This window comes from Enterobacter cloacae complex sp. 394F7, assembly GCF_057320385.1.
The window spans coordinates 109,518-133,640 of sequence record NZ_JBXWCS010000013.1 but is presented as its reverse complement, the minus strand read 5'-3'; the positions used below and the strand labels follow the sequence as shown (position 1 = coordinate 133,640).

Sequence of the window (24,123 nt, the reverse complement as noted above, 5' to 3'; positions counted from 1 at the left end):
TTCAGTGCCATTTGTAGGCCCGGTAAGCGTTAGCGCCACCGGGCTTTTTTGCACTTACTCGTCTTCTTCGTCACGCAGCGGAACAATCAGCATATCCACGTGAACGGTATTGATCAGCTGACGCGCTGAGGACATCAGCTTGCTCCAGAAGTCCTGGTGATGACCGCAAACCACCAGGTCCATATCGTATTTCTTAATCGCATCGACCAGCACCTGGCCCAGATCGCCGCTACCGCTTAAGGTTTCAGTGATCGGGTAACCCGCGTTGGTGGACAGCTCGCTCAGGGCGTGGTGTGTCTCTTCGGAGATGCGTTTTTGCATATCGCCGAGATTCACGTCGATCAGACCGGTGTAAAGGTCGGAGTAATTCACATCAACGTGAATCAGCGAAACTTTCGCGTTGTAAGGGCGTGCCATGGATACTGCTTTATCAACCAGCACTTTGCTCTCCGGGGAGAGGTCTACCGCGATGAGAATGTGTTTGTAAGCCATAGTGTTACTCCTTCCTTAAGTTATCGATGACTAAACAGAAAGCCGTCGTCTGATGCTTTCATTACGGCCCAGTTAAACATATTTTTCAAGCTTTGGTGTTGATAACGATTAACCTTGTGGCAAAAAAATTAACGGATCTCCTACACTATTTAATGAACCGTTCGGATATTAAAACGCGAACCGGATCGACTTTTGGTCATTCTTTCACTGAACTGTCTGTCAGGGCATTGGGGTGCGGTAGCTCAGAAGCCTTGCTTCGTGGGCGGACGCCGGGGAGGATGTATGATTAGCACCGTCGCATTGTTTTGGGCGTTATGCGTAGTTTGCATAGTGAATATGGCGCGCTACTTCTCATCGTTACGTGCGCTGTTAGTGGTACTTCGTGGTTGCGATCCGTTGCTTTATCAGTATGTGGACGGTGGAGGGTTCTTCACCTCGCATGGACAGCCCAGCAAACAGATGCGCCTGGTCGGGTATATCTACTACCAGCGCTACCGGGATCATCACGATGAAGAGTTTATCCGCCGCTGCGAGCGCCTGCGTCGCCAGTTCATTTTGACCAGCGCCCTGTGTGGCCTGGTCGTCGTCAGTATGATTGCCTTAATGATTTGGCACTGAGCATAAAAAAAGCGGGTCAGTTTCCTGACCCGCTTTTTTGTCGCCTTCAGCCAATTAAATCAGCTTCAGCGCAATCCAGTACAACCCACCCGAGAGCAGGATAGACGCCGGAAGCGTAAACACCCAGGCCATCAGAATGTTGGTCACGGTTTTGCGTTGCAGACCGCCGCCATCAACAATCATGGTACCTGCCACGGACGAAGAGAGTACGTGGGTGGTGGAGACCGGCATACCGGTGTAGCTTGCCAGACCGATAGAGACCGCCGCCGTCATCTGCGCGGACATGCCCTGCGCATAGGTCATGCCTTTCTTACCGATCTTCTCGCCGATGGTGGTTGCCACACGACGCCAGCCAATCATCGTACCGATACCCAGTGCCAGCGCGACAGCCATGATGATCCAGATTGGCGCGTACTCAATGGTGTTGAGCATATCGCTTTTCAGTTTCTTCAGCAGACGCTTGTCGTCAGCATTTACGTCTGGCAGCTTCGCGACTTTGTCGGTAACGTCAGAGATGCAGAGCATAATGCGACGCAGTTGACCACGTTGCTCAACGGCCAGTTTGTCGTAGCTTTCGATATCGCCCAGCATGCCTTTCGCACGTTCCAGCGCGTTAATCGCGTTTGCCGGGTGGCAGTGGAACTCGCCCGGCGCGGTGGTCGCACCCGCTTCAGGCGACGGGATCAGCTGGTCAACGCCGGTCGCTTTTTTCAGCAGTTCAGGGTGCTGCTGGAAATAGGTTTCAACGTTATTGACCGCATCACGGGTACGGGTGATTTCATAACCGGAGGCATTCATGTTAACCACGAAGCCCGCCGGTGCAACGCCAATCAGAACCAGCATCACCAGACCGATGCCTTTCTGTCCGTCGTTCGCGCCGTGAGAGAAGGCCACGCCGATGGCGGAAATGATCAGGGCGATACGCGTCCAGAATGGTGGCTTTTTCTTGCCGTCTTTCTTCTCACGCTCTGCTGGCGTCAAGTGGATACGCGCACGTTTTTTCGTGTTGCTCCAGTAGCGACGCAGGATGAAAATCAATCCACCCGCAACCACCAGACCGACGATAGGGGAGATGATCAGAGAACCGAAAATACCCAGTACTTTAGGCAGGTTAAGCGCATCAACAACCGAGGTACCGGTCATCAGGGCGTTGGTTAACCCGATACCGATAATGGCGCCGATGAGGGTGTGAGAACTGGATGCAGGCAGGCCGAAATACCAGGTACCAAGGTTCCAGATAATTGCAGCAAGCAGCATTGAGAACACCATAGCGAGGCCATGGCCAGAACTTACGTTAAGCAGCAGATCCGTTGGCAGCATATGCACAATGGCATACGCAACGCTCAGTCCGCCCAGAAGGACACCAAAAAAGTTAAATACCGCCGCCATAACGACCGCCAGTTGCGATCGCATTGCGCGAGTGTAGATAACCGTTGCTACTGCGTTTGCAGTGTCGTGGAAGCCGTTGATCGCTTCGTAAAACAGTACAAAAACCAGAGCAAGCAATAATAAAAGCCCGGTATGTAAATCCAGGCCGGCAAACAAATGTAGCATAGGACGTTACGCCATTTTGAGGACATGAACGCGGCGCATTATCCAGGACAAATGCGCGGCGGGCAAAGTGAAATATAGACTTTTTTTGACATACCACCTGATTTGGGAAAAGTGCCTGAAAGGATATTCTTTAGATTTCAATGAAATGGCTTTGTAATATCTTTTTACGCTGGTGTGACCACAGAGGAAACTTTACAATCCGCGGCAGTGAACAAAGAGGGTTTTGACGTGGAAAGGTTTGATGCCGTGGTAATTGGCGCCGGTGCGGCGGGTATGTTTTGTGCGGCGATGGCCGGACAGGCGGGTCGTCGCGTGCTGCTGCTGGATAATGGTAAAAAGCCTGGGCGCAAGATCCTGATGTCTGGCGGCGGGCGCTGCAACTTTACGAACCTGTATGTCGAACCTGCGGCCTATCTGAGCCAGAACCGCCATTTTTGTAAATCTGCGCTGGCGCGTTATACCCAGTGGGATTTTATCGATCTTGTGGGTAAGCACGGTATCGCGTGGCATGAGAAGACGCTGGGACAGCTGTTCTGCGACGACTCCGCGCAGCAGATTGTCGATATGCTGGTGGCCGAGTGCGAGAAGGGCGGCGTGGTAATGCGCCTGCGTACGGAGGTGCTGGACGTATCCCGCGACGAGCAGGGCTATACGCTGCAGCTCAACGGCGAAAGCGTCAGCGCCGATAACCTGGTCATTGCCAGCGGCGGTCTGTCGATGCCGGGGCTGGGCGCCTCGCCGTTTGGCTACAAAATTGCCGAGCAGTTTGGCCTGAAGGTGCTGCCAACGCGTGCGGGACTGGTTCCTTTTACTCTGCACAAACCGCTTCTGGAACAGCTTCAGACGTTGTCTGGCGTTTCTGTTCCTTCCGTTATTACCGCCGAAGACGGAACGGTGTTCCGCGAAAACCTCCTCTTTACCCACCGCGGCCTCTCCGGCCCGGCGGTGCTGCAAATCTCCAGCTACTGGCAGCCGGGCGAGTTCGTCACGGTTAACCTGCTGCCGGAGTGCGATCTGGATGCGTTCCTCAATGAACAGCGTGCGTCGCACCCGAATCAGAGCCTGAAAAATACCCTCGCGATGCAGTTGCCGAAGCGTCTGGTGGAGTGTTTGCAGGGGTTAGGGCAGATCCCGGATGTTTCCCTTAAGCAGCTTAACAGCCGCGAGCAGGAGACGCTGGTAGAGACCCTGACAAACTGGCGCGTGCAGCCCAACGGCACCGAAGGCTACCGCACGGCGGAGGTCACGCTGGGCGGTGTCGACACGAATGAGCTCTCCTCGCGCACGATGGAAGCGCGCAACGTGCCGGGCCTCTACTTCATCGGTGAAGTGATGGATGTGACCGGCTGGCTCGGCGGGTATAACTTCCAGTGGGCGTGGGCCAGTGCCTGGGCGTGTGCGCAGGCGCTGGCCGAAAAGAACGTTTAAACTTTTACTTTTCAGAGTGATGTTCCCAGGGCACCACTCTTTTTCTCTGCTGGCATATGCCAGTCTGCATGGTTTTTGTGTTTTGCCTCTACAAAAGGGTTGTGTATGTCTGCTGCTCATCTCGGTTTCCCGACGGAAACCGTTGTTGTCTTTGTGGTGATGGCTGTCGGGGCGATGTTTATCGACCTCTTCATGCACCGTCACGATAAGCCTGTCTCGCTGAAAAGTGCCGCGATGTGGTCCGTTTTCTGGTTCTCGATGGCGATGGCGTTTGCCGGGTTCCTGTATGTTCACCACGGTGCTGAGATGGCGAGCCTGTTCCTCACCGGCTACGCGCTGGAAGAGGTGCTCTCGGTCGATAACCTGTTTGTGATGATGGCGATTTTTGCCTGGTTCGGCGTGCCGGATAAGTACCGTCACCGCGTACTCTACTGGGGTGTGCTGGGGGCGATTGTCTTCCGCGGTATCTTCGTGGCCATTGGGACCAGCCTGCTGAGTCTGGGGCCGTACGTGGAGGTTATTTTCGCGCTGGTCGTTGGCTGGACGGCGGTAATGATGCTCAGGCGTAACGAAGAGAGCGACGAGGTTGAAGATTACTCCGGACACCTGGCCTATCGGCTGGTGAAACGCTTCTATCCTGTCTGGCCGAAAATCAGCAGCCACGCCTTTATTCTGACCCAGAAAGAGGTGGATGCGGAACTGGAAAAACCAGAAAACCAGGACGTAATGGTTGGGCGCGTCAAAAAAGCGAAACGTTACGCGACGCCATTATTACTATGCGTGGCGGTCGTGGAGCTGTCTGATGTGATGTTCGCGTTTGACTCCGTACCGGCCATTATCGCCGTCAGCCGCGAGCCGCTGATTATCTACAGCGCCATGATGTTTGCCATCCTCGGCCTGCGTACGCTCTATTTCGTACTGGAAGCGCTGAAGCAGTATCTGGTTCACCTGGAGAAGGCGGTGGTCCTGCTGCTGTTCTTCGTGGCGTTCAAGCTCGGGTTGAATGCAACAGATCACTTCTGGCATCACGGCTACAGCATTGGCGCGACGACCAGTCTGTTCGTGGTATTAGGCGTGCTGGCGTTGGGGATTATTGCGAGCGTGATGTTCCCTGGGAAACGTGAGGCCTGATGCAACGCTCTTCTCCCTCTCCCTGTGGGAGAGGGCCGGGGTGAGGGCACCAGACCGCACCTAACCCTTAATCGGTGAGTTGCGGCGCTTGCGCGGTGGATGGAAGTGCCGCCAGTGTGGATCCTGCGCTGCGGCCAGCAGTTCGTGGTCGCCACGGGTATCCCCCCAGGCGCGCAGGTGGTACTCGTTCAGATTGCCATACACCTTTTCCAGCCTGGCGACTTTCTGGGCGCAGCGGCAGTTGTTGCCGGTAATGCGCCCGGTCAGCTTACCGTCTTTCACTTCCAGTTGTGTGCCAATCAGCTTGATGCCAAGCTTGTCAGCCCACGGCTGGAGCACCAGTGCCGGAGAGGCGGAACAGATGGTCACTTCCGCGCCAGAGTTCACCTCCGCCGCCACCGCCAGCACCCCCTCGGGGCGCATCAGCTTGTTCCAGTATTTTTCGCAAAACGCTTCCGCCTGCTGACGTAACCAGTGTTCATCCACCCCCGTCAGGAACGTTTTGATCAGCACCTCTTTTAGCTCATCACGCGTTAGCTTGCGGCGTACGCAGTGGAGCGTCGGCAATGCCATACGCACCAGTCGTCCCGCGAAGTAACGTTTCCCGAAGGCAAAACGCAGGAAAGGGATGAAGCTATCGTGGTGTGTTAACGTTCCATCAAAGTCGAAGACAGAGAGCACGTTAGATTTGGCCACGGTCTCGTCGGCAATCATATTGGTCATAAATACGTCTTAGCTGAAATACACATTCTGCTCGTTAGTTTACCTGCTTTGGCGCCACAGTCCTTAAACCTCACGCTTTTTTTCTCATTCTTGCGGCCTGAGCCACTCAGATAATGTCATCCACCACGCCACCGTCGACGCGCAACGCCGCGCCAGACGTGGCGGAGGCCTGCGCTGAGCAGACATAGACCACCATATTGGCGACCTCTTCAACCGTAGCCGCTCGCTGGATCACCGAGCTGGGGCGGTTGGCCATCACAAACTCTTTTGCCAGCTGTTCCAGCGACTTACCGGTCTTCTCGATCTCGTCTTTCATCATCTCTGCGAATCCGTCAGACATCGTCGGCCCCGGCAATACGCTGTTGACCGTCACGCCGCTACCCGCCACGAACTTCGCCAGCCCGCGTGCCAGCGAGAGCTGTGCCGTTTTGGTCACGCCGTAGTGGATCATGTCCGCCGGGATATTGCAGGCCGACTCGGAGGAGATAAATACCACGCGGCCCCAGCCTTTCTTCACCATGCCGGGAAGCAGCGCGCGGGAGAGACGCACGCCGGACATCACGTTGGTCTGCCAGTAACGTTCCCAGGTGTCATCGTCGGTGGTATAGAAATCCTGCGGCCCGTAAATCCCGGCATTGTTGACCAGAATGTCCACGTTATTCGCCACCTTCAGCAGCGACTCGACCCCTTCCGGCGTGCTGAGATCGGCTATCGCGGCACGCACCTGCACGCCCGGCACCACCTGCTGCAGCTGCTGAATACCTTTATTCACCGACTCGGTACTGCGGCCATTGACGATCACTTCCGCACCGCTTTCTGCCAGCCCTCTGGCAATGGCAAAGCCAATTCCACCCGTTGAGGCGGTGACCAGCGCCACTTTCCCCGTAAAATCGATTTTCATCATCTGCTCCTTATCGTTTTAACGTTCGGACCTTAAAGCGTAGCAGGTGACGATGACGGCTCCTGGCTAAAAAGGCGCAATAGCGTCTCAACCTGTTCGTCCAGCGGGCTAAGCGAGCGCTTCACAATCAGGTGCAGCGGCGTGGCTCGCCGCACGCCATGGCTGAGCGGCAGCATCTTCAGTACCCCTTGTTCCAGCTGAGTCTGAATGCGCTCCTCCGGCAGCCAGCCGTAACCCACCTGCGACATCACCGCCTCAATGGCCGCGTCAATGGTGGAAAAGGTCCACGAGCCACTGGCGGAGTGCGCCGCGGTCTGGTTGTCCGCAATTTTAATCAGCGGCCACGGGCGGAGCATGTCGTCGTTCAGCGGCGCGTCGAGCTGAAAGAGCGGATGCTGGTGATGGGCCACGGCAACAAAGTCGATATTCATCAGCCATTCGCCAAGCCCGGTCATATCCTGGCGGCGGGTTAAGACCATCACATCGGCTTCATCATTGATGGCATCGGCGCGGGTATTTTCCAGCACTTCGGTGAGACGGACCTGAGTCTGCGGATACTGCTGCTGGAACTGACGCAGGATGGCGAACAGACGACGGCGGGGAAAGATATTGTCCACCACCAGATCCAGCCGTGTGCGCATTCCGTTACGCAGGGTAAGCGCGCGTGTCTCAACGTACGCGAAGGCTTTCAGCAGCGGTTTGACCTGGTTGAGCAGCAGTTCCCCGGCAGGGGTCAACACCGCCCGACGGCCTTCCTGCACCAGAAGCGCCACCCCCAGCCGTTCCTGCAGTAGTGCCAGGTTATAGCTGACGGAAGACTGGCTGCGGTGCGTCTCTTCCGCGGCTCTGGCAAAACTGCCCGCATCCACCACCTTCTCCAGCAAGGACCATTGTTCGAGCGTCGTCTTGTGCATAATCAATCTAAAATTTGGATGAATTTGATTCAAACATAGCGTTATTCATTCATTTTTTGAAGGGGTAGGATCGTCTCATCAAAACAAAGGAGACATTATATGAGCACCTTCGACAAACACGACTTAAGCGGCTTCATCGGCAAACATCTGGTTTATACCTACGATAATGGCTGGAACTACGAGATTTATATCAAAAATGAAAATACCATCGACTACCGTATTCACAGCGGCCTGGTGGGGAATCGTTGGGTAAAAGATCAGCAGGTGTATGTTGTTCGCGTAGGTGAGAGTATTTATAAAATTTCCTGGACTGAACCCACCGGCACCGACGTTAGCCTGATAGTGAACCTTGGGGACAAACTGTTCCATGGCACTATCTTCTTCCCGCGTTGGGTCATGAACAACCCGGAAAAAACCGTCTGCTTCCAGAACGATCACATTCCACTGATGAACAGCTATCGCGATGCAGGTCCGGCCTATCCAACAGAAGTGATTGATGAATTTGCCACTATTACCTTTGTGCGCGACTGCGGAGCCAACGATGACAGCGTAATTGCGTGTGCTGCCAGTGAATTGCCAAAAGACTTCCCGAATAATTTAAAATAAGCGCGACAATTAACTAAAAAGAAAAGTTCCCGGTTGTTTCTGCTTTTACAGAAATAACCGGGATTTTTTTTGTTTGTTGAGGGTTGGTTTAAACGTTACATTTTGCAAAAATTGAATTTCATCACAAAATAAAAAATTCATAATTATGTAACCTCTTGTTTATAAAGGTAATCAAATACACTCCTTAACACTTTAAATACGCATCTTAATTTTTCCCTAAGAAATGCGCGTTACCTTGATATGAGTTTATGAACCGTTGAAATAAACGAATCGGTAATTGGTTAATATCAAAAGCGTGCCATTCTTATTGCAAGGAAATTAATGATGAGCGTTTTTTTGCCTTTTTCCCGCCCGTCCATGGGCAATGAGGAAATAACGGCGTTGCAGGAGGTATTAACCTCTGGCTGGATCACGACCGGGCCGAAAAATCAGGCGCTTGAAGAGGCATTTTGTCAACTGACCGGGAATCACCACGCCATTGCCGTCAGTTCGGCAACGGCCGGGATGCACGTCACCCTGATGGCGCTGGGTATTGGCCCTGGCGATGACGTCATCACCCCCTCCCTGACCTGGGTCTCCACGCTGAATATGATCGTTCTGCTGGGGGCAAACCCGGTGATGATCGATGTGGACAAAGATACCCTGATGGTCACCCCGGACGCGGTAGACGCCGCGATTACGCCGCGTACCAAAGCGATTATCCCGGTGCACTACGCCGGTGCGCCGTGTGATATCGATGCTATCCGCGCGGTGGGGGAACGTCACGGTATTCCGGTGATCGAAGATGCGGCACACGCCGCGGGCACGTACTACAAAGACCGTCACGTGGGCTGGCAGGGCACGGCAATTTTCTCCTTCCACGCCATTAAAAACATGACCTGCGCCGAGGGCGGTCTGGTGGTGACGGATGACGAACAGCTGGCACAAAAAATCCGCAGCCTGAAATTCCACGGTCTGGGCGTCGATGCCTATGACCGCCAGACCCACGGCCGCGCGCCGCAGGCCGAAGTGATCGCGCCCGGCTTTAAATACAACCTCGCGGATATCAACGCCGCGCTGGCGCTGGTGCAGTTGGGCAAACTGAAACAGGCCAATAAACGCCGTCAGGACATCGCCGAACGCTACCTGCGCGAGCTGGCCGACACGCCGTTCCAGCCGCTCACTATTCCATCATGGCCGCATGTGCACGCCTGGCACCTGTTTATTATTCGCGTGGATGAAGCCCGCTGCGGGATCTCCCGCGATAACCTGATGGCGGCCCTGAAGGAGAAGGGCATCGGCACTGGCCTGCATTTCCGCGCGGCACACACCCAAAAATACTACCGCGAGCGTTTTCCTGATGTATCGCTCCCGCATTCTGAATGGAACAGCGCGCGTATTTGTTCTCTCCCACTTTTCCCGGACATGACTCATGACGACACAACCCGCGTCATTACCGCGCTCCATCAGCTTGCAGGACATTGATATGTTCAGTGCGCCGCCTGTACAAAAAGTTTCTGTGGTGATCCCCGTTTATAACGAGCAGGAGAGCCTGCCCGAACTGATCCGCCGCACCACCGCCGCCTGCGAGACGCTGGGCAAAGCCTACGAAATCCTGCTGGTGGATGACGGCAGCAGCGATAACTCCGCCCTGATGTTGACCGAGGCTGCGCAGGCCGAAGGCAGCCATATCGTCGCGGTGCTGCTTAACCGCAACTATGGCCAGCATTCGGCCATTATGGCTGGGTTCAGCCACGTGACGGGGGATCTGGTCATCACGCTGGATGCCGATCTGCAAAACCCGCCGGAGGAGATCCCCCGGCTGGTCGCCAAAGCCGACGAAGGGTACGACGTGGTGGGTACGGTACGGCAGAATCGTCAGGATAGCCTGTTCCGCAAGCTGGCTTCCCGCACCATCAACCGCCTGATCCAGCGCACCACCGGCAAAGCGATGGGCGATTACGGCTGCATGCTGCGCGCCTATCGCCGCCATATTGTCGACGCCATGCTGCACTGCCATGAACGCAGCACCTTCATTCCGATTCTGGCGAATACCTTTGCCCGTAAGGCGACGGAGATCCCGGTGCTGCACGCCGAGCGTGAGCACGGGGAGTCGAAGTACAGCTTTATGCGTCTTATCAACCTGATGTACGACCTCATCACCTGCCTGACCACCACGCCGCTGCGCCTGCTGAGCGTCTTTGGCAGCATTATCGCGCTGGCCGGGTTCACGCTTTCCGTTTTGCTGGTCGTTCTGCGTCTGGTCTTTGGCCCCCAGTGGGCGGCGGAAGGGGTGTTCATGCTCTTTGCCGTGCTGTTCATGTTCATCGGCGCCCAGTTTGTCGGGATGGGCCTGCTCGGTGAGTACATTGGCCGTATCTATAACGATGTTCGCGCACGTCCGCGCTACTTTATTCAACGTGTTGTCCGCCAGGAACACAAAGTCTCTCAAGAGGAAAAACACCCATGAAAGCTGTTGTCTTTGCCTATCACGATATGGGGTGCGCGGGCCTGCTTGCCCTGCTTGAAGCGGGTTATGATATCGCTGCCATCTTCACGCATCCGGACGCCGCAGGCGAGAATAACTTCTTTGGCTCCGTGGCGCGTATCGCCGCCGAGCGCGGCATTCCGGTCTACGCGCCGGACGATATCAACCACCCGCTGTGGGTGGATCGCATTCGCGACACCGCCCCGGATGTCATCTTCTCGTTCTACTACCGCAACCTGATTTGCGACGATATTTTACGTCTGGCGACGAAAGGGGCATTTAACCTTCACGGCTCATTGCTGCCCGCCTACCGTGGCCGCGCGCCGCTGAACTGGGTGCTGGTGAATGGCGAAACTGAAACCGGCGTGACCCTGCACCGCATGGTGCACCGCGCGGATGCGGGCGCCATCATCGCGCAGCAGCGTGTTGCCATTGATGCGGATGAGACGGCGCTGCAGCTTCATCAGAAACTCTGCTCGGTGGCACAAAGCCTGCTGCGTGATGCACTGCCAACCATCCTGAACGGCACCTTCAGCGAGACCGCTCAGGACGAGAGCAAGGCGAGTTGTTTTGGCCGCCGCACGCCGGAAGACGGCCGTCTGGACTGGAACAAGCCCGCCCGCCAGATGCACAACCTGGTGCGCGCAGTGACCGACCCCTGGCCGGGGGCGTATAGCTTTGCCGGCGTCAGCAAATTCATCGTCTGGAAATCCCGCGTGCGCGACGATGTCCCGGCCGCGAAACCGGGCACTATTGTCTCTGTCTCTCCGCTGATTGTCAGCTGCGGCGAGCAGGCGCTGGAGATCGTGACCGGTCAGACCGACAACGGCGTTTATGTGCAGGGCGCGCAGCTGGCGCAGTCTCTGGGGCTGGTTCCCGGCGCCTTGATCACCAGCGCCCCGGTGGTGGCAATCAAGCGCCGCACCCGCGTGCTGATCCTCGGCGTGAACGGTTTTATTGGTAACCACCTGACCGAGCGTCTGCTGAAAGACGATAACTACGAAATTTATGGCCTCGACATTGGCTCCGATGCCATCAGCCGTTTCCTTGACTGCCCGCGCTTCCATTTCGTGGAAGGGGATATCAGCATCCACTCCGAGTGGATCGAGTACCACATCAAAAAATGCGACGTGGTGCTGCCGCTGGTCGCCATTGCCACGCCGATTGAGTACACCCGCAATCCGCTGCGTGTGTTCGAACTGGACTTTGAAGAGAACCTGAAGATTATCCGCGACTGCGTGAAATACGATAAGCGCATCATCTTCCCGTCCACCTCCGAAGTGTACGGCATGTGTACCGATAAAAACTTCGATGAAGATACCTCTAACCTGGTAGTCGGGCCGATCAACAAGCAGCGCTGGATTTACTCCGTCTCTAAACAGCTGCTGGACCGCGTAATTTGGGCCTACGGCGAGAAAGAAGGGCTGCGCTTTACCCTGTTCCGGCCGTTCAACTGGATGGGGCCACGTCTGGATAACCTGAACGCGGCGCGCATTGGTAGCTCCCGCGCCATTACCCAGCTGATCCTGAACCTGGTGGAAGGCTCGCCCATTAAGCTCATTGAAGGCGGTAAACAAAAACGCTGCTTCACCGACATCAGCGACGGCATCGAAGCCCTGTTCCGCATCATTGAAAACAAGGATGGCCGCTGCAACGGGGAGATCATCAACATCGGCAACCCGGATAACGAAGCGAGTATTCGTGAACTGGCCGAAATGCTGTTGGCAAGCTTCGAGCGCCATCCGCTGCGTATCCAGTTCCCGCCGTTTGCAGGATTCCGCGAAGTGGAAAGCAGCAGCTACTATGGCAAAGGCTACCAGGACGTTGAGCACCGCAAGCCGAGCATTCGCAATGCGAAGCGCTGCCTGAACTGGACGCCAACGGTGAAGATGGAGCAGACCATTGATGAGACGCTCGATTTCTTCCTTCGCACCGTGGAGCTGTCGGAACAGGCCTCATGAAAAAAGTCGGTTTACGCATTGATGTCGATACCTTCAGGGGAACGCGTGACGGCGTTCCCGGACTGCTGAGGCTGCTGAGCAAGCACGATGTGCGTGCCAGCATCTTTTTCAGCGTGGGGCCAGACAACATGGGACGTCATTTATGGCGTCTGGTTAAACCGGCATTTCTGTTCAAAATGCTGCGCTCGCGCGCAGCATCGCTCTACGGCTGGGATATTTTGCTGGCCGGTACCGCATGGCCCGGCAGGCGTATCGGCGCGGGTAACGAAGCCATCATCCGTGAAGCGGCGCAGCACCATGAGGTCGGCCTGCATGCCTGGGATCACCATGCCTGGCAGGCCTGGGCGGGCGTCTGGGACATTCCTCGCCTGGCCCGGGAAATCGAGCGTGGTCTGCGGGAGCTGGAGGCCATTATCGGGCAGTCGGTGCGCTGCTCCGCCGTGGCTGGATGGCGTGCGGATCAACGCGTCGTGAAAGCCAAAGAGCCGTTCGCGTTTCGCTACAACAGCGATTGCCGGGGCAGCGGACCATTTTTACCGCAGCTCGGTGAAAACCGCGTTGGCACGGTGCAAATCCCGGTCACACTGCCCACCTGGGATGAAGTGGTGGGGCGCGAGGTGACCGCCGACGGCTTCAACCGCTACATTCTGGACTGTATACATCGCGACACCGGCACGCCGGTCTACACCATCCACGCCGAGGTGGAAGGGATTGCGTATCAGCATGATTTCGATGCGCTGTTGACGCTGGCGGCGCAGGAGGGGATTCAGTTCTGCCCGTTGATCGACCTGCTGCCAGACGATCTCAGTACGCTGCCCGTCGGCAAAATTGTGCGAAGTGAAATGGCTGGCCGGGAAGGCTGGCTTGGCTATCAACAAACCGTGAGTCCGGTACCATGAAAGTCGCCCGTTATGGCTTAGGGCTTTTCGCCCTGTTTATTGTTTACTATCTCATTCCGGTTGATATCCGTCTGTTATGGCAGCCTGATGAAACGCGCTATGCGGAAATCAGCCGTGAAATGCTCGCCTCCGGCAACTGGATTGTGCCGCATTTTCTGGGGCTGCGTTACTTTGAAAAGCCGATTGCTGGCTACTGGGTCAACAGCCTCGGGCAACTGCTGTTTGGCCATACAAACTTTGCCGTGCGCGCCGGGGCCATCTTTTCCACCGGCCTGACGGCGCTACTGGTTATCTGGATGGCCTGGCAACTCTGGCGCGATAAACGCGTTGCCCTGTTCTCCGGCCTTATCTTCCTGACGCTGTTTCTGGTCTATGGCATTGGCACCTATGCCGTGCTCGACCCCATCATCTCCCTGTGGCTGGCGGCGGCGATGTGCAGTTTCTGGCTGGCCTCGCAGGCGCAGACCCTGGCTGGCAAAGCGGGGGGCTACATCGTGCTGGGGCTGGCCTGCGGTATGGGGGTGATGACCAAAGGCTTTCTCGCCCTGGCGGTGCCGGTCCTTGGCGTCCTGCCGTGGGTGATTGCCCAAAAGCGCTGGAAAGAGGTGCTGATTTTTGGCGGGCTTGCGATCCTGAGCTGCGTGCTTATTGTCTTGCCCTGGGGGCTGGCGATTGCCCAGCGTGAACCCGATTTCTGGCGCTACTTCTTCTGGGTTGAACACATTCAGCGTTTTGCCCAAAGCGACGCCCAGCACAAAGCCCCGTTCTGGTATTACCTGCCATTCCTGGTCGCGGGCAGTTTGCCGTGGCTGGCGCTGTTGCCCGGTGCGCTGCGTCTGGGCTGGCGTGAAAAACATCCGGCAGGCGGCGGGCTTTATCTGCTCGGTTGGGTGGTGATGCCGCTTTTATTCTTCAGCATTGCCAAAGGCAAGCTGCCTACCTACATCCTGCCGTGTTTTGCCCCGCTGGCGATCCTGATGGCGCGCTATGCCTGCCTCGCTGCGGAAAAGGGGGCCAGCGTGTTACGCATCAATGCCGGGATCAACCTGGCGTTCGGTACCCTCGGTGTCATCGCGGCGTTAGTCGTGTCGCCGTGGGGGCTGGCTAAGCACCCGGTCTGGACGTCGGTCGAGCTGTATAAAGTCTTCTGCGCGGTGGTGGCCTTCCTCGTCTGGGCCGTGGTGGGCTGGTTTAGCTTCAGACGGAGCCAGCAGCGCTGGTGGCTGGCGGCGCTGTGCCCTGCCGGGCTGGCGTTGCTGATTGGTTTTGCCATTCCCAACCTGGTGGTGGACTCCAAACAGCCACAGTCGCTGGTGGATACCGTGCGCGACCCGCTCCAGCAGAGCCGGTTCGTGCTGGCCGATAACGTCGGCGTGGCGGCAGGGCTGGCGTGGGAGCTTAAACGTAATGACATCATCATGTTTGGTCAGAGCGGTGAGCTGCGTTACGGGCTGGATTATCCGGACGTGAAAGACCGCTTTATCACTAAAGATGACTTTGCGCAGTGGCTGGCGAGGCATCGCCAGCAGGGGAGCGTGTCGCTGGTGATCCTGCTGTCGAAGAACGACGATCTGAACCGGGATAACCTGCCAAAGCCGGACTACCTGTATATCCAGGGGCGGCTGGCTTACCTGCAGTATCTGCCGCAATGATGACCTGGCTTTGGCTGGTGCTGGCTAGTCTGCTGACCTGCGCGGGACAGCTCTGTCAGAAACAAGCGACTCGTCCGGCGAAAACCGGGCGGCGTGGCGCGCATATTGTGCTGTGGCTGGGGCTCGCCTTACTGGCGCTGGGCTGCGGCATGCTGGTCTGGCTGGTGGTATTGCAGCGTCTTCCCGTCGGGGTCGCCTATCCCATGCTGAGCCTTAATTTTGTCTGGGTGACGCTGGCAGCGAAGGGGCTCTGGCATGAGAAGGTGGCCCGACATCACTGGCTGGGCGTAGGGTTGATTATGATCGGGATTGTTCTGCTGGGAGGAAGCCTGTGAAAGGGGCGTGCTGGGCGTTATGCAGCGTGGCGTTAGTCAGTGCCGCGCAACTGCTGCTGCGCAGCGCCATGCAGGCGCTTCCGCCCGTCGGCGAGGCGCTGGCATTTTTCAGGGCCCTCTGGCATTTTTCGTCCGGTACCGGCGCGCTGCTGCTGGGGCTGATGGGCTATGTGGCCTCTATGGGCTGCTGGTATCTGGCGCTGCATCGCATGGCGCTCAGCAAAGCGTATGCCTTGCTGAGCCTCAGTTATATTCTGGTGTGGGGCGCGGCGATCCTGCTGCCCGGCTGGGGTGAGTCGTTCTCGTGGCAGGGGCTGGCGGGTGTCGGGTTGATTATGCTGGGCGTGCTGGTGATATTCCTGCCCCGGACATCTCGTGGTGAAAAATCGCCCCGGGGGTAAGGGTGAACGGAGTGGGCGTGCAGACGGCGAGACTCAGCGAGCCAAACTGAAGCTGGCTGACCGAGTGAGCCTCAGAGGTACTGTCGATGCTGACAATCTGCCAGGCGCTGCCGCCTCGTTGCTTTATAATCGCCTCTTTACGCGTCCAGATCCCCCAGAAAACGGGGAGCTTCGCTTCCTGCGCTTCGCGTTCCAGCTCTGCATGCTCCGCCACGCTGAACACCGCGTTCGCCAGTGCCTGCCAGTTTTCACGCGGACGTATAACTTCGATATCGCAGCCTACTTCACCTTCATCGCTCACCAGCAGGGCAATGTCGTCCCCGCTGTGGCTCAGGTTAAACCAGAGCCGATGATCTTTCGCAAAGGCGGGTTTCCCCTGTTCACCGTACACAATGTCGGGCAGCGGAGACGGGGATAATGTCCGGGCGAGCAGCGTCCTGCCTGCCAGCCAGGAACGATTTCGCGCACCCTGAGGTGCCATATCTGCGAGCGTTGACGCCAGCGGGTCCGCGCAAAGGGTGGAGATTTTTCCCAGTATAAACTGGTACATAGTTACGCCCAGCGTTTGATAATGATTGAGGTATTGATGCCGCCAAACGCGAAGTTATTGCTTTGCAGATACTCGCAGTCAATCTGACGGGCTTCCCCCATAATATAATCTAAAGCACCACATTGCTCATCCGGTTGTCTTAAATTGAGTGTCGGGGCAAACCAGCCTTCACGCATCATTTGCACGCTCATCCACGCTTCCAGCGCACCGCAGGCACCTAACGTATGGCCAAAATAGCTCTTCAGCGATGAGAGGGGGACCCTGTCGCCAAAGATGGCCGCAGTGGCCTGGCTTTCGGCGATATCACCCCGATCGGTGGCGGTGCCGTGGGCGGAAATATACCCGATGTCCGTGGCGCCTAAACCGGCCATTGCCAGCGATTGCTCCATGCAAATTTGCATGGTTTCACGCTGCGGCTGGGTGATATGCGCTGCATCGCAGTTGGTGGCAAAGCCCACGATTTCGCCGTAGATGGTCGCCCCGCGTGCTTTGGCGTGCTCCAGTTCTTCCAGAATCAGCGTGCCTGCCCCTTCGCCGATGACCAGACCATCGCGCGCGGTATCGAAGGGCGACGGCGTGGTTTTCGGCGCGTCGTTGCGCTGGCTGGTGGCGAACAGCGTATCAAATACCGCCGCCTCTGAAGGACAAAGCTCCTCGGCGCCCCCGGCGACCATAACGGTCTGATAACCATGGCGAATGGCTTCCCAGGCGTAACCAATCGCCTGGCTGCCGGAAGTACAGGCACTCGACGTGGGAATGACGCGCCCCCGCAGACCAAAGAACAGGCCGGTATTGACCGCGGTGGTGTGCGGCATCATCTGCACATAGGTGGTGCCGGTGATGTTATTGGTGTGTTTTTCCATCAGCATGGAGGCAAAGTCGCTTACCGGGCCCGTGCTGCCCGTGGACGACCCATAGGCGATGCCGGTTTGCCCCTGCGTCAGTACCGGGTCATCGATCAGGCCCGCCTGCTCAAGCGCCAGTTCGGTGGCGCGGGTGGAGAGCAGCGACACGCGGCCCATGGCACGAATGCGCTTGCGGGTATAGTGTGCCGGAAGGGTGAAATCCTCGATGGGGGCGGCCAGCAGCGTTTGCAGACCGGCATACTCTTGCCACTCCGTCATGGTGCGCACGGCGTTTTCGTAGCCGAGCAGCCGCTGTGAAATGGTCGGCCAGTCCTCGCCAAAGGCGGTCACGCCTCCCATTCCCGTAATCACCACCCGACGCGTCATAACATCCCCCCGTTGATCGAGATCACCTGGCGTGTCACATAGCCTGCCCGGTCCGACATCAGATAACTCGCCAGACCGGCCACCTCGTCCGCCTGACCCATGCGCTGCATCGGGATCATGGACATGGCCTCTTTCAGCGCAGCCTCTTCCATCTCGATCATGCCGGTATCAATCAGCCCGGGCGCGATGCAGTTGACGGTAATTTTGCGTTTTGCCAGTTCAATGGCCAGCGCTTTGGTGGCGCCGATAATACCGGCCTTGGCGGCACTGTAGTTCACCTGTCCGCGGTTGCCCATCACGCCTGACACGGACGACAGGGTGATAATCCGCCCGCCCTTGCGGGTTGCGATCATCGGCATGATGCAGGGATGAATAACGTTATAAAAACTGTCGAGGTTGGTGTGGATGACGCTATCCCAGTCCTCGTCGCTGAGCGCCGGAAACGCGCCATCGCGGGTTATCCCGGCATTGCTGACCACGCCATACCATGCGCCAAAGGTGCTGATTTCCTGTTCCAGAACCTCGCGGCACTGCTCGCGGTTGCCCACGTCAAAGGTCAGTAAACGACCCGTTCCGCCAGCCTGAACAATGGCCTCCAGCGTCTCATGCGCGCCATCAGCATCGCGATGGTAATGCACGCCTACGGTGAAACCGTCAGCGGCAAGCTGACAGGCGATGGCGCGGCCAATGCCTTTGCTGGCGCCGGTGACCAGTACGGAACGTGTCATGATGAAGCTCCCTGAGAGAAAAGTGAGGTTAATTCGTCCTCGCTGGGCTGGAACGTATTCACACGGCCCGTGGCAAGGGGGGCGTTATCCGTCTGGATTGTGCATTCAAAGCTGCCAAAGCGTTCGTCCTGCATCAGGCGCTCAATGGTAATGGTTAACGTAGTGCCTGCAGCAAAGCGGCCCGTGCTGCACACCAGCTCGCGCGCGCCCAGCACCATGCCCAGCGGGCTGTGGGGCAGCCCTTTTTGCAGACGGTGCCATTCAGACCAGACGCCCACGGTCTGGGCCATCAGTTCCAGCGCAAACCAGCCCGGCAGATCGCCGTCAACGTTCAGGAACGGCGCAAGCACACCGTGCCCGTCGACCGTGACGCTGCACACCGCGCTGCTGTCGGTGACACGCTCAACGCGCTCCAGCAGCATCATCGGTGCGTCGTGAGGCAGGTAGTCGGCGGGGGATAAATAACTCATGACACTCTCCCCAGCAGAAGGCTGGCGTTGTTACCGCCAAAGGCGAATGAGTTCGATAAAATCACCGGTTTTGTCAGCGGCGCATGCTGATGCAGCAGGCCGCAGGGCGGCAGCGTGTCGTCCGGCGCGTAGCGGGAAAAATCCTGCGGCGGCAGCGGCAGGTCACGGGTCAGGATCAGCCAGCTTAATGCGGCTTCAGTGATCCCGGCCGCGCCAAGCGTATGGCCGGTGAGGTGTTTGGTGGAGCTGCACGGTACCCGGTCGCCAAAGAGGGCGTTAATCACGTGCGCCTCAATCCGATCGTTGAGGGGAGTGGCGGTGCCGTGCAAATTAATATAGCCCACGTCATCTGCCGTCATGCCTGCCTCCTTCAGCGCCTGGGTAATGGCGCGAATGGCGCCTTCTCCCTCGGGATGTGGGGCAGAGATATGGTACGCATCGCTCGATTCACCCGCCCCCAGCAGCGCAACCTGATCCGGTTCGCGCGTCAGCACCATAAGGGCCGCCGCTTCACCGATGGTGATCCCCCGGCGGTCTCGGCCAAACGGTTCGCACTGCGTGGGCGAGAGCGATTCAAGGCTGTTAAAACCATTGACCGGCATACGGCTTAAGCTGTCTGCCCCGCCTACAAGGGCGACGTCCACCAGTCCGGCCTCAATCAGACGCTGTCCGCTGATGATCGCCCGGGCGCTGGAGGAGCAGGCGGTCGAAATGGTATACGCCGGGCCATCCAGCTGCAGCCAGTTGGCGAGGAAGCGGGAGGGGTCGCCCAGCTCCTGCTGCGGGTACTGCCATTGCGGGCTGCGTTCGCCGTTCAGGGAGAGGCGCACGTACTCATCGCCTTCATCCAGCCCTGAGGTGCTGGTGCCCAGCACCACCGCCACGCGGTCGCGGCCCACGCGGGCGATGGCTGCCTCAACGGCAGGCTGAATCTGTGCCAGCGCCGCCAGCAACAGCTGATTGTTACGGCTGCGGTGTGCTGCCAGGCTATCCGGTATCGGCGGCAGTTCACCCTCAACGCCGCCCAGCATGGCATCAGGTAATCCTTGCAGCCATCCGGCGCGATGACGCATACCCGGCGCAATCCCGGCGTTCAGGTTGGCCGCGATCTCATCGGCCGAGTTGCCCAGCGCGTTGACCATGCCAACAGCGGAAATGTAAATCATCTCAGTCACCCAGATATTGAATGGTGATGTGGTATTTAAAGACGTGCTGCGCAATGCTGATCGGCTCGCGCTTACCGTTGCGTTGCAGGTAGACAATCTCGGTGACCAGCTTGCCGTCAGGGTTACGCAGTTCGCGTCGGGTGCCAGTATCCTTTAGCGTCCATCCCTTCGGCAACTGCGGCTGCCAGGCGCTGAGCGGCCAGTGGCTGAGCATCACATCCGCCAGCACCTGGCTGGCGGGCGGTAGCTGGGGCATAACGACCGACTGCTCGGTATGGATCCCGGTGTTGTCATAGGTCGCGAGAAACAGGCGGATCCCCACCGACGAGAGCCCGGCAAGCGTCACTTTTTGCCCGTCAGCGTTCAGCAGAACCAGCAGCGACTGGGTCTGACCGTTAAACCGGCCGGTCAGCAGTTGCTGAGAACGGATGGCTGGCGTAATGCCCGGCGGTGGCAGCGTCACCTGCGTGCCCGGCTGAAGCCAGGCCAGCGGGCGAGTTTCTTCAGTATCGGTCGAATGGCTGCAGCCTGCCAGCAGCAGCGTCGCAGCCAGCGCGGCGGCGCGGTAAAAAGCGTTCATCATGGTTTTCTCTCGTTCCTGGCCGGCATCGCCAGCGGGGCCAGCAGGAAGGCGGTGAAAATACCGCTTACCAGCACAATTCCAAAGCTGCTGATGGCCTGCGTCGCGCTGAACACCAGCATGCCCAGCGTCAGCAGCGTGGTCATCATCGCCAGGGTGATAGCCAGCATCGACGTCAGCGGCGTGCCGCGCGGGTTGCTGAAAAACAGCGTGTAGTTGATGCCAATGCCGAGCACCAGCACCAGCGCCAGCAGTGAAAACAGATTGACGGAATGCCCGGCGACGGCCAGCGCCGCCAGCCCGCAGCTGAGCGACAGTACCGACGGCACCAGGCTGATAAGCCCCTGACGCCAGCCAAGTCGGATTATGGCGCCGCAGGCAATCGCCGCCAGCGCTACGCACAGTAGCCCCGTCAGCAGGGTGCGGTAGAGGGCAAACAGGCTGTCAAAACTGGCCTTACGATCGATCCAGACGACCCCTTCATGCTGTGCCGCCCGTTCACTTAGCGCCGTACTGTTTTTGACGCCGTCCACCGGGACGAGCACGCCGCTTTCGCCGCCCGGCAGGGTCAGCCAGAGCAGACGCCAGCCTTCGCTGGCCGGGCTGGCAAGCCAGGCGTCCACGCTGACAGGCATTGGCGTCAGATCCGGTGAGACGGTGTTCAGTCCGGCGCTGTGCAGCACATTCATTACCGCAGGCGCAGCGTGGTGCAGCAGCGCCAGATCGCTTTTTTGACGCTTCATGGAGTTCAGCGGCAGGGTTCGCCAGCTTGCCAGCTCACCCGCTTTTTGCGCCTGCGCCAGCGCAGGGGTAAAGGCCTCCAGCCGCTCCAGCGTCTGCTGGGCTGACGTGCCGTAAACCACAAACCATTTCTGATCGACGCGCTGGCCGGTCAGGGCGGTAATGGTCTTCTCCTGCGCCAGAATCGTTTTCGGCAGCGCCTGCAACTGGGCGATATCGTCGTCCACCTTCAGGGTGGCAATACCTGCGGCGGAAAGGAGCGCCAGCGTGACGGGCAGGCCAACCGCGAGTGTTTTATTACGTCGCCAGGCGGTCAGCCAGCGCGACATCGCTCTGCTGGCCGGAACCGGGCGTACCGGCATTCCACGGCACAGCCAGGGGTGCCAGAAAATTACCGTCAGACAGGAGGCGCTCAGCCCCACGGCGGCAAATAGCGCCATCTGGCGGATCCCCGGGAAGGGGGCCAGCATCATAATCAGGTACGCCACGACGGTCGTCAGAAGCGCCAGCAGCAGGGCATGACGCACTTTGTCCAGACTTTGCCACGGTGAATTTTCGCCACCGTGCACCAGCCGTTCGGTCAGGTAATAGAGGGTGTAATCGGCCGAAATCCCGATGATGCTCATGCTCATCACCAGCGTCATCAGGTGCGGTTCGCCAAAGAACAGAAGGGTGGCGACCGTGCCCGCCAGCGCGCCGATGGCAATGGAGATCGCGCACAGCAGCAGCGGACGCAGGGAGCGGAATGTCGCCACAATCAGCAGGAGTACGCCCAGAAGGGTGGCGACACCCAGCGTGGAGATATCCCGTTTGGCCTGCTGGCTGGCGTAATCGCTGTAAAACACCGTGCCGCGAGACAGCAGTTGCGCCTGTGGGTAATGCGTTTTCAGCGTCGCCTGCAGCGCGTTCAGGGTGGTCACCAGCCGGTGGGTTTGCTGCATATCAAAAGAGGAACCGGCCAGCTCGCCGTGCAGCAGATACCAGTAGTTTCCGGCGTCATCCTGCGTCACCAGCCAGCCGTCCATCAGCCGCAGCTTCTGGCCGTTTTGCGCCAGCGCGAGCTGCGCGCCGCGCATCAGCATCAGCGGATCGTTTTGCAGCTCCTTGCCGCTCACGCCGGAAAAGGCCGAGTAAAGCTGAGATAAAACCCACTGCGCCTGCGCTTCACCGCCGTTTTGCAGGCGGGCGCGGGTGGCGGGGTCAATCATCCCGTTGCGGTGCTGCCAGAAAAACTCGCCCCAGGCTTGTTGCCCGGTGGCGTCCATGGGCCCTTTGACCTCGCTCAGCGCTCCGCTGCGTTGCAGCAGCGTCAGCCACTGCTGCGCCACGCGCGGATCGGGTTTTTTGCCGGGGCTGACCAGCCAGACCAGCTGACGGTCGAGCCGCTGCATAAAGCCGTCGTTGAGCGCCGGAGGGATCGTCCCCAGCGTCTGTGTCGGCAACATGGCCAGCACGCTGCTGTTCAGGCGCGCGCCGGGCAGCAGCGATACCAGCAGGCCCAGCATAATCAGACATCCCGCGGCCCACAGCAGCGCCGGGCGCAACGATTTACGGTGTGGCAAAGCGTTGGCGTTCGTCATCGGTCAGGCTGGCGGGTGTCAGTCGGTGACTGGAGAGGGTGATATCCGTACGGTCGCCCTGTTTGTCGTTAAGACGAATAGACTCCAGAAAGGCCGCACCGCCCAAATCGAGGGTGGCGAAAATGGTGTTCAGCGGCGTCGTGGTGGGCGTGAGCACCAGCGACCAGCGGCCTTCCCCCAGGTCTTGAAAATCGATGCGGAAATTCTCTTCCAGCACCTTGCGGTCGGCCTGGAACAACGCCCGCAGCAGGTGGTTGAACTGGAACATCTGCGGATTATTGTCGGCGGTAATGGTCTGCGGCGGCTGGCCGTTGATGGTCTGCACCATCCGTTTGTCATCCAGCAGCAGCGTCATGGGGAACGGGGCTTTTTGATCCCACAGCAGGCCGCTGTCACGGGCGATCACCATCTCGCCCTGCGAACGCAGCGGCTGCGGCATATCTTTAATCGTACGAACCTGCTCGAAGTGGGCGCGCACCACGGGCTGTTGCGTAAACCGCTGCTGCAGTTCATCCAGCGTCACGGCACTGACCAGCGGGCTAAACATCAGCGCCAGCAAAGGCAACCATTTCATGGCGTGACTCCCATACGTTCAAACAAGATCCCTGGGCTGACAAAGCACATTTCGCGGGTGGCTTCGTCGACCGCCACCTGGATGGTGTAACCGGTGGTGGTGCGTTTACCAGTCTGCGCGTCGAAGATTTGATAGGCAATGCGCAGACGGTTTTCATACTCTTCGATCTGCGCCCGGACCCGGATGCGTTGTTCAAAGGTCACCGCATCGCGGTATTTCACCCGCGTATCGACCACCGGCCAGACATAGCCGGAGGCTTTCATCTGGCGATAGCCGTAGTCGAACTGATTGAGCAGCGCTTCGCGGGCTATTTCAAAGTAGCGGAAATAGTTGCCGTGCCAGACCACGCCCATCATGTCGACGTCGTAGAACGGGACGGTGATTTCAACTTCCGTCGTAAAGCGGGGATCGGTCAGCACC

General features: G+C 58.2%; 25 protein-coding genes. 11 read left to right on the top strand and 14 right to left on the bottom strand.

The genetic code is table 11. From position 1 onward, the window contains the following. Positions 1-54: 54 nt before the first annotated feature. Positions 55-492 carry a universal stress protein UspA gene (uspA, locus tag AC2FAK_RS18560; protein WP_003861223.1) on the bottom strand — a complete coding sequence of 146 codons (438 nt, stop codon included), beginning with the start codon at positions 490-492 and terminating at the stop codon, positions 55-57. Between the two features lie 282 nt (positions 493-774). On the opposite strand from uspA, the gene uspB reads away from it, so the two are divergent. Further along, the gene (uspB, locus tag AC2FAK_RS18555; protein WP_003861224.1) at positions 775-1,110 is read left to right on the top strand and encodes a universal stress protein UspB; all 336 of its coding nucleotides are present in this window, start codon (positions 775-777) and stop codon (positions 1,108-1,110) included. 54 nt (positions 1,111-1,164) lie between these two features. On the opposite strand, the gene pitA is transcribed toward uspB, so the two are convergent. After that, positions 1,165-2,664: an inorganic phosphate transporter PitA gene (gene pitA, locus AC2FAK_RS18550; RefSeq protein WP_013099193.1), complete on the bottom strand. Its 1,500-nt coding sequence runs from the start codon at positions 2,662-2,664 to the stop codon at positions 1,165-1,167. Positions 2,665-2,892: 228 nt separating this feature from the next. Between pitA and AC2FAK_RS18545 the strand changes: the two genes are divergently transcribed. Next, entirely contained in the window at positions 2,893-4,092 is a 1,200-nt protein-coding gene (locus AC2FAK_RS18545) for a BaiN/RdsA family NAD(P)/FAD-dependent oxidoreductase (protein WP_095455483.1), read from the top strand. A gap of 105 nt (positions 4,093-4,197) precedes the next feature. Beyond that, positions 4,198-5,223: a TerC/Alx family metal homeostasis membrane protein gene (locus tag AC2FAK_RS18540; protein WP_014833633.1), complete on the top strand. Its 1,026-nt coding sequence runs from the start codon at positions 4,198-4,200 to the stop codon at positions 5,221-5,223. Between the two features lie 60 nt (positions 5,224-5,283). On the opposite strand, the gene AC2FAK_RS18535 is transcribed toward AC2FAK_RS18540, so the two are convergent. From AC2FAK_RS18535 to AC2FAK_RS18525, 3 genes are all read right to left on the bottom strand, one after another. Continuing rightward, a complete protein-coding gene (locus AC2FAK_RS18535) occupies positions 5,284-5,946 on the bottom strand; it encodes an HAD family hydrolase (protein WP_013099181.1) in 663 nt (220 codons plus the stop codon). Between the two features lie 106 nt (positions 5,947-6,052). Next, a complete protein-coding gene (locus AC2FAK_RS18530) occupies positions 6,053-6,847 on the bottom strand; it encodes an SDR family NAD(P)-dependent oxidoreductase (protein WP_095455443.1) in 795 nt (264 codons plus the stop codon). A gap of 32 nt (positions 6,848-6,879) precedes the next feature. Next, a complete protein-coding gene (locus AC2FAK_RS18525; protein ID WP_045294878.1) occupies positions 6,880-7,761 on the bottom strand; it encodes a LysR family transcriptional regulator in 882 nt (293 codons plus the stop codon). A gap of 99 nt (positions 7,762-7,860) precedes the next feature. Between AC2FAK_RS18525 and AC2FAK_RS18520 the strand changes: the two genes are divergently transcribed. The 8 genes from AC2FAK_RS18520 (at position 7,861) to arnF (ending at position 16,082) form a co-directional block, all read left to right on the top strand. Beyond that, positions 7,861-8,367, top strand: coding sequence for a phenolic acid decarboxylase (locus AC2FAK_RS18520; protein ID WP_095455444.1), 507 nt, complete (start codon positions 7,861-7,863; stop codon positions 8,365-8,367). 324 nt (positions 8,368-8,691) lie between these two features. Further along, positions 8,692-9,831, top strand: a complete 1,140-nt coding sequence (arnB, locus tag AC2FAK_RS18515; RefSeq protein WP_095455445.1) for a UDP-4-amino-4-deoxy-L-arabinose aminotransferase — start codon at positions 8,692-8,694, stop codon at positions 9,829-9,831. A gap of 1 nt (position 9,832) precedes the next feature. After that, positions 9,833-10,816: an undecaprenyl-phosphate 4-deoxy-4-formamido-L-arabinose transferase gene (gene arnC / locus AC2FAK_RS18510; protein ID WP_013099176.1), complete on the top strand. Its 984-nt coding sequence runs from the start codon at positions 9,833-9,835 to the stop codon at positions 10,814-10,816. Beyond that, complete coding sequence (arnA, locus tag AC2FAK_RS18505) at positions 10,813-12,795, top strand: bifunctional UDP-4-amino-4-deoxy-L-arabinose formyltransferase/UDP-glucuronic acid oxidase ArnA (RefSeq protein WP_095455446.1); 1,983 nt, start codon at positions 10,813-10,815, stop codon at positions 12,793-12,795. The genes arnC and arnA overlap by 4 nt, the downstream gene beginning before the upstream one ends. Then, a complete protein-coding gene (gene arnD, locus AC2FAK_RS18500) occupies positions 12,792-13,694 on the top strand; it encodes a 4-deoxy-4-formamido-L-arabinose-phosphoundecaprenol deformylase (RefSeq protein WP_040020766.1) in 903 nt (300 codons plus the stop codon). Before arnA ends, arnD begins: the two co-directional genes overlap by 4 nt. After that, positions 13,691-15,346, top strand: coding sequence for a lipid IV(A) 4-amino-4-deoxy-L-arabinosyltransferase (arnT, locus tag AC2FAK_RS18495; protein ID WP_020687721.1), 1,656 nt, complete (start codon positions 13,691-13,693; stop codon positions 15,344-15,346). Before arnD ends, arnT begins: the two co-directional genes overlap by 4 nt. Continuing rightward, on the top strand, positions 15,343-15,681 hold the full coding sequence (arnE, locus tag AC2FAK_RS18490) for a 4-amino-4-deoxy-L-arabinose-phosphoundecaprenol flippase subunit ArnE (RefSeq protein ID WP_013099172.1): 339 nt from the start codon (positions 15,343-15,345) through the stop codon (positions 15,679-15,681). The genes arnT and arnE overlap by 4 nt, the downstream gene beginning before the upstream one ends. Further along, a complete protein-coding gene (gene arnF / locus AC2FAK_RS18485) occupies positions 15,678-16,082 on the top strand; it encodes a 4-amino-4-deoxy-L-arabinose-phosphoundecaprenol flippase subunit ArnF (protein WP_013099171.1) in 405 nt (134 codons plus the stop codon). The genes arnE and arnF overlap by 4 nt, the downstream gene beginning before the upstream one ends. Here arnF and acpT read toward each other — a convergent pair. The 9 genes from acpT to AC2FAK_RS18440 are packed head-to-tail and all read right to left on the bottom strand — an operon-like array spanning position 16,015 to position 24,122. Next, positions 16,015-16,632 carry a 4'-phosphopantetheinyl transferase AcpT gene (acpT, locus tag AC2FAK_RS18480; RefSeq protein WP_095455447.1) on the bottom strand — a complete coding sequence of 206 codons (618 nt, stop codon included), beginning with the start codon at positions 16,630-16,632 and terminating at the stop codon, positions 16,015-16,017. The genes arnF and acpT overlap by 68 nt on opposite strands. 2 nt (positions 16,633-16,634) lie before the next feature. Continuing rightward, complete coding sequence (locus AC2FAK_RS18475; RefSeq protein WP_020687725.1) at positions 16,635-17,864, bottom strand: beta-ketoacyl-ACP synthase; 1,230 nt, start codon at positions 17,862-17,864, stop codon at positions 16,635-16,637. After that, positions 17,861-18,592: a 3-ketoacyl-ACP reductase FabG2 gene (locus tag AC2FAK_RS18470; protein ID WP_013099168.1), complete on the bottom strand. Its 732-nt coding sequence runs from the start codon at positions 18,590-18,592 to the stop codon at positions 17,861-17,863. Before AC2FAK_RS18470 ends, AC2FAK_RS18475 begins: the two co-directional genes overlap by 4 nt. Beyond that, positions 18,589-19,062 (bottom strand): hotdog family protein, encoded by a 474-nt coding sequence (locus tag AC2FAK_RS18465; protein ID WP_023620062.1) that lies wholly within the window; start codon positions 19,060-19,062, stop codon positions 18,589-18,591. Before AC2FAK_RS18465 ends, AC2FAK_RS18470 begins: the two co-directional genes overlap by 4 nt. Continuing rightward, positions 19,059-20,228: a beta-ketoacyl-[acyl-carrier-protein] synthase family protein gene (locus tag AC2FAK_RS18460; RefSeq protein ID WP_020687728.1), complete on the bottom strand. Its 1,170-nt coding sequence runs from the start codon at positions 20,226-20,228 to the stop codon at positions 19,059-19,061. The genes AC2FAK_RS18465 and AC2FAK_RS18460 overlap by 4 nt, the downstream gene beginning before the upstream one ends. Position 20,229: 1 nt before the next feature. Then, positions 20,230-20,808, bottom strand: a complete 579-nt coding sequence (locus tag AC2FAK_RS18455) for a DUF3261 domain-containing protein (protein WP_028027933.1) — start codon at positions 20,806-20,808, stop codon at positions 20,230-20,232. Then, positions 20,808-23,129, bottom strand: coding sequence for an MMPL family transporter (locus AC2FAK_RS18450; RefSeq protein WP_095455448.1), 2,322 nt, complete (start codon positions 23,127-23,129; stop codon positions 20,808-20,810). Before AC2FAK_RS18450 ends, AC2FAK_RS18455 begins: the two co-directional genes overlap by 1 nt. Then, positions 23,098-23,703 carry a LolA family protein gene (locus AC2FAK_RS18445; RefSeq protein WP_095455449.1) on the bottom strand — a complete coding sequence of 202 codons (606 nt, stop codon included), beginning with the start codon at positions 23,701-23,703 and terminating at the stop codon, positions 23,098-23,100. The genes AC2FAK_RS18450 and AC2FAK_RS18445 overlap by 32 nt, the downstream gene beginning before the upstream one ends. Continuing rightward, a complete protein-coding gene (locus AC2FAK_RS18440; RefSeq protein ID WP_095455450.1) occupies positions 23,700-24,122 on the bottom strand; it encodes an acyl-CoA thioesterase in 423 nt (140 codons plus the stop codon). Before AC2FAK_RS18440 ends, AC2FAK_RS18445 begins: the two co-directional genes overlap by 4 nt. Position 24,123: the final 1 nt, after the last annotated feature.

What these genes read in the sequence shown, in the direction of transcription:
- uspA (WP_003861223.1), bottom strand. Translation starts at nt 492, where the DNA reads ATGGCTTACAAACACATTCTCATCGCGGTAGACCTCTCCCCGGAGAGC.
- uspB (WP_003861224.1), top strand. Translation starts at nt 775, where the DNA reads ATGATTAGCACCGTCGCATTGTTTTGGGCGTTATGCGTAGTTTGCATA.
- pitA (WP_013099193.1), bottom strand. Translation starts at nt 2,664, where the DNA reads ATGCTACATTTGTTTGCCGGCCTGGATTTACATACCGGGCTTTTATTA.
- AC2FAK_RS18540 (WP_014833633.1), top strand. Translation starts at nt 4,198, where the DNA reads ATGTCTGCTGCTCATCTCGGTTTCCCGACGGAAACCGTTGTTGTCTTT.
- AC2FAK_RS18535 (WP_013099181.1), bottom strand. Translation starts at nt 5,946, where the DNA reads ATGACCAATATGATTGCCGACGAGACCGTGGCCAAATCTAACGTGCTC.
- AC2FAK_RS18530 (WP_095455443.1), bottom strand. Translation starts at nt 6,847, where the DNA reads ATGAAAATCGATTTTACGGGGAAAGTGGCGCTGGTCACCGCCTCAACG.
- AC2FAK_RS18525 (WP_045294878.1), bottom strand. Translation starts at nt 7,761, where the DNA reads ATGCACAAGACGACGCTCGAACAATGGTCCTTGCTGGAGAAGGTGGTG.
- AC2FAK_RS18520 (WP_095455444.1), top strand. Translation starts at nt 7,861, where the DNA reads ATGAGCACCTTCGACAAACACGACTTAAGCGGCTTCATCGGCAAACAT.
- arnB (WP_095455445.1), top strand. Translation starts at nt 8,692, where the DNA reads ATGAGCGTTTTTTTGCCTTTTTCCCGCCCGTCCATGGGCAATGAGGAA.
- arnC (WP_013099176.1), top strand. Translation starts at nt 9,833, where the DNA reads ATGTTCAGTGCGCCGCCTGTACAAAAAGTTTCTGTGGTGATCCCCGTT.
- arnA (WP_095455446.1), top strand. Translation starts at nt 10,813, where the DNA reads ATGAAAGCTGTTGTCTTTGCCTATCACGATATGGGGTGCGCGGGCCTG.
- arnD (WP_040020766.1), top strand. Translation starts at nt 12,792, where the DNA reads ATGAAAAAAGTCGGTTTACGCATTGATGTCGATACCTTCAGGGGAACG.
- arnT (WP_020687721.1), top strand. Translation starts at nt 13,691, where the DNA reads ATGAAAGTCGCCCGTTATGGCTTAGGGCTTTTCGCCCTGTTTATTGTT.
- arnE (WP_013099172.1), top strand. Translation starts at nt 15,343, where the DNA reads ATGATGACCTGGCTTTGGCTGGTGCTGGCTAGTCTGCTGACCTGCGCG.
- acpT (WP_095455447.1), bottom strand. Translation starts at nt 16,632, where the DNA reads ATGTACCAGTTTATACTGGGAAAAATCTCCACCCTTTGCGCGGACCCG.
- AC2FAK_RS18475 (WP_020687725.1), bottom strand. Translation starts at nt 17,864, where the DNA reads ATGACGCGTCGGGTGGTGATTACGGGAATGGGAGGCGTGACCGCCTTT.
- AC2FAK_RS18470 (WP_013099168.1), bottom strand. Translation starts at nt 18,592, where the DNA reads ATGACACGTTCCGTACTGGTCACCGGCGCCAGCAAAGGCATTGGCCGC.
- AC2FAK_RS18465 (WP_023620062.1), bottom strand. Translation starts at nt 19,062, where the DNA reads ATGAGTTATTTATCCCCCGCCGACTACCTGCCTCACGACGCACCGATG.
- AC2FAK_RS18460 (WP_020687728.1), bottom strand. Translation starts at nt 20,228, where the DNA reads ATGATTTACATTTCCGCTGTTGGCATGGTCAACGCGCTGGGCAACTCG.
- AC2FAK_RS18455 (WP_028027933.1), bottom strand. Translation starts at nt 20,808, where the DNA reads ATGAACGCTTTTTACCGCGCCGCCGCGCTGGCTGCGACGCTGCTGCTG.
- AC2FAK_RS18450 (WP_095455448.1), bottom strand. Translation starts at nt 23,129, where the DNA reads ATGACGAACGCCAACGCTTTGCCACACCGTAAATCGTTGCGCCCGGCG.
- AC2FAK_RS18445 (WP_095455449.1), bottom strand. Translation starts at nt 23,703, where the DNA reads ATGAAATGGTTGCCTTTGCTGGCGCTGATGTTTAGCCCGCTGGTCAGT.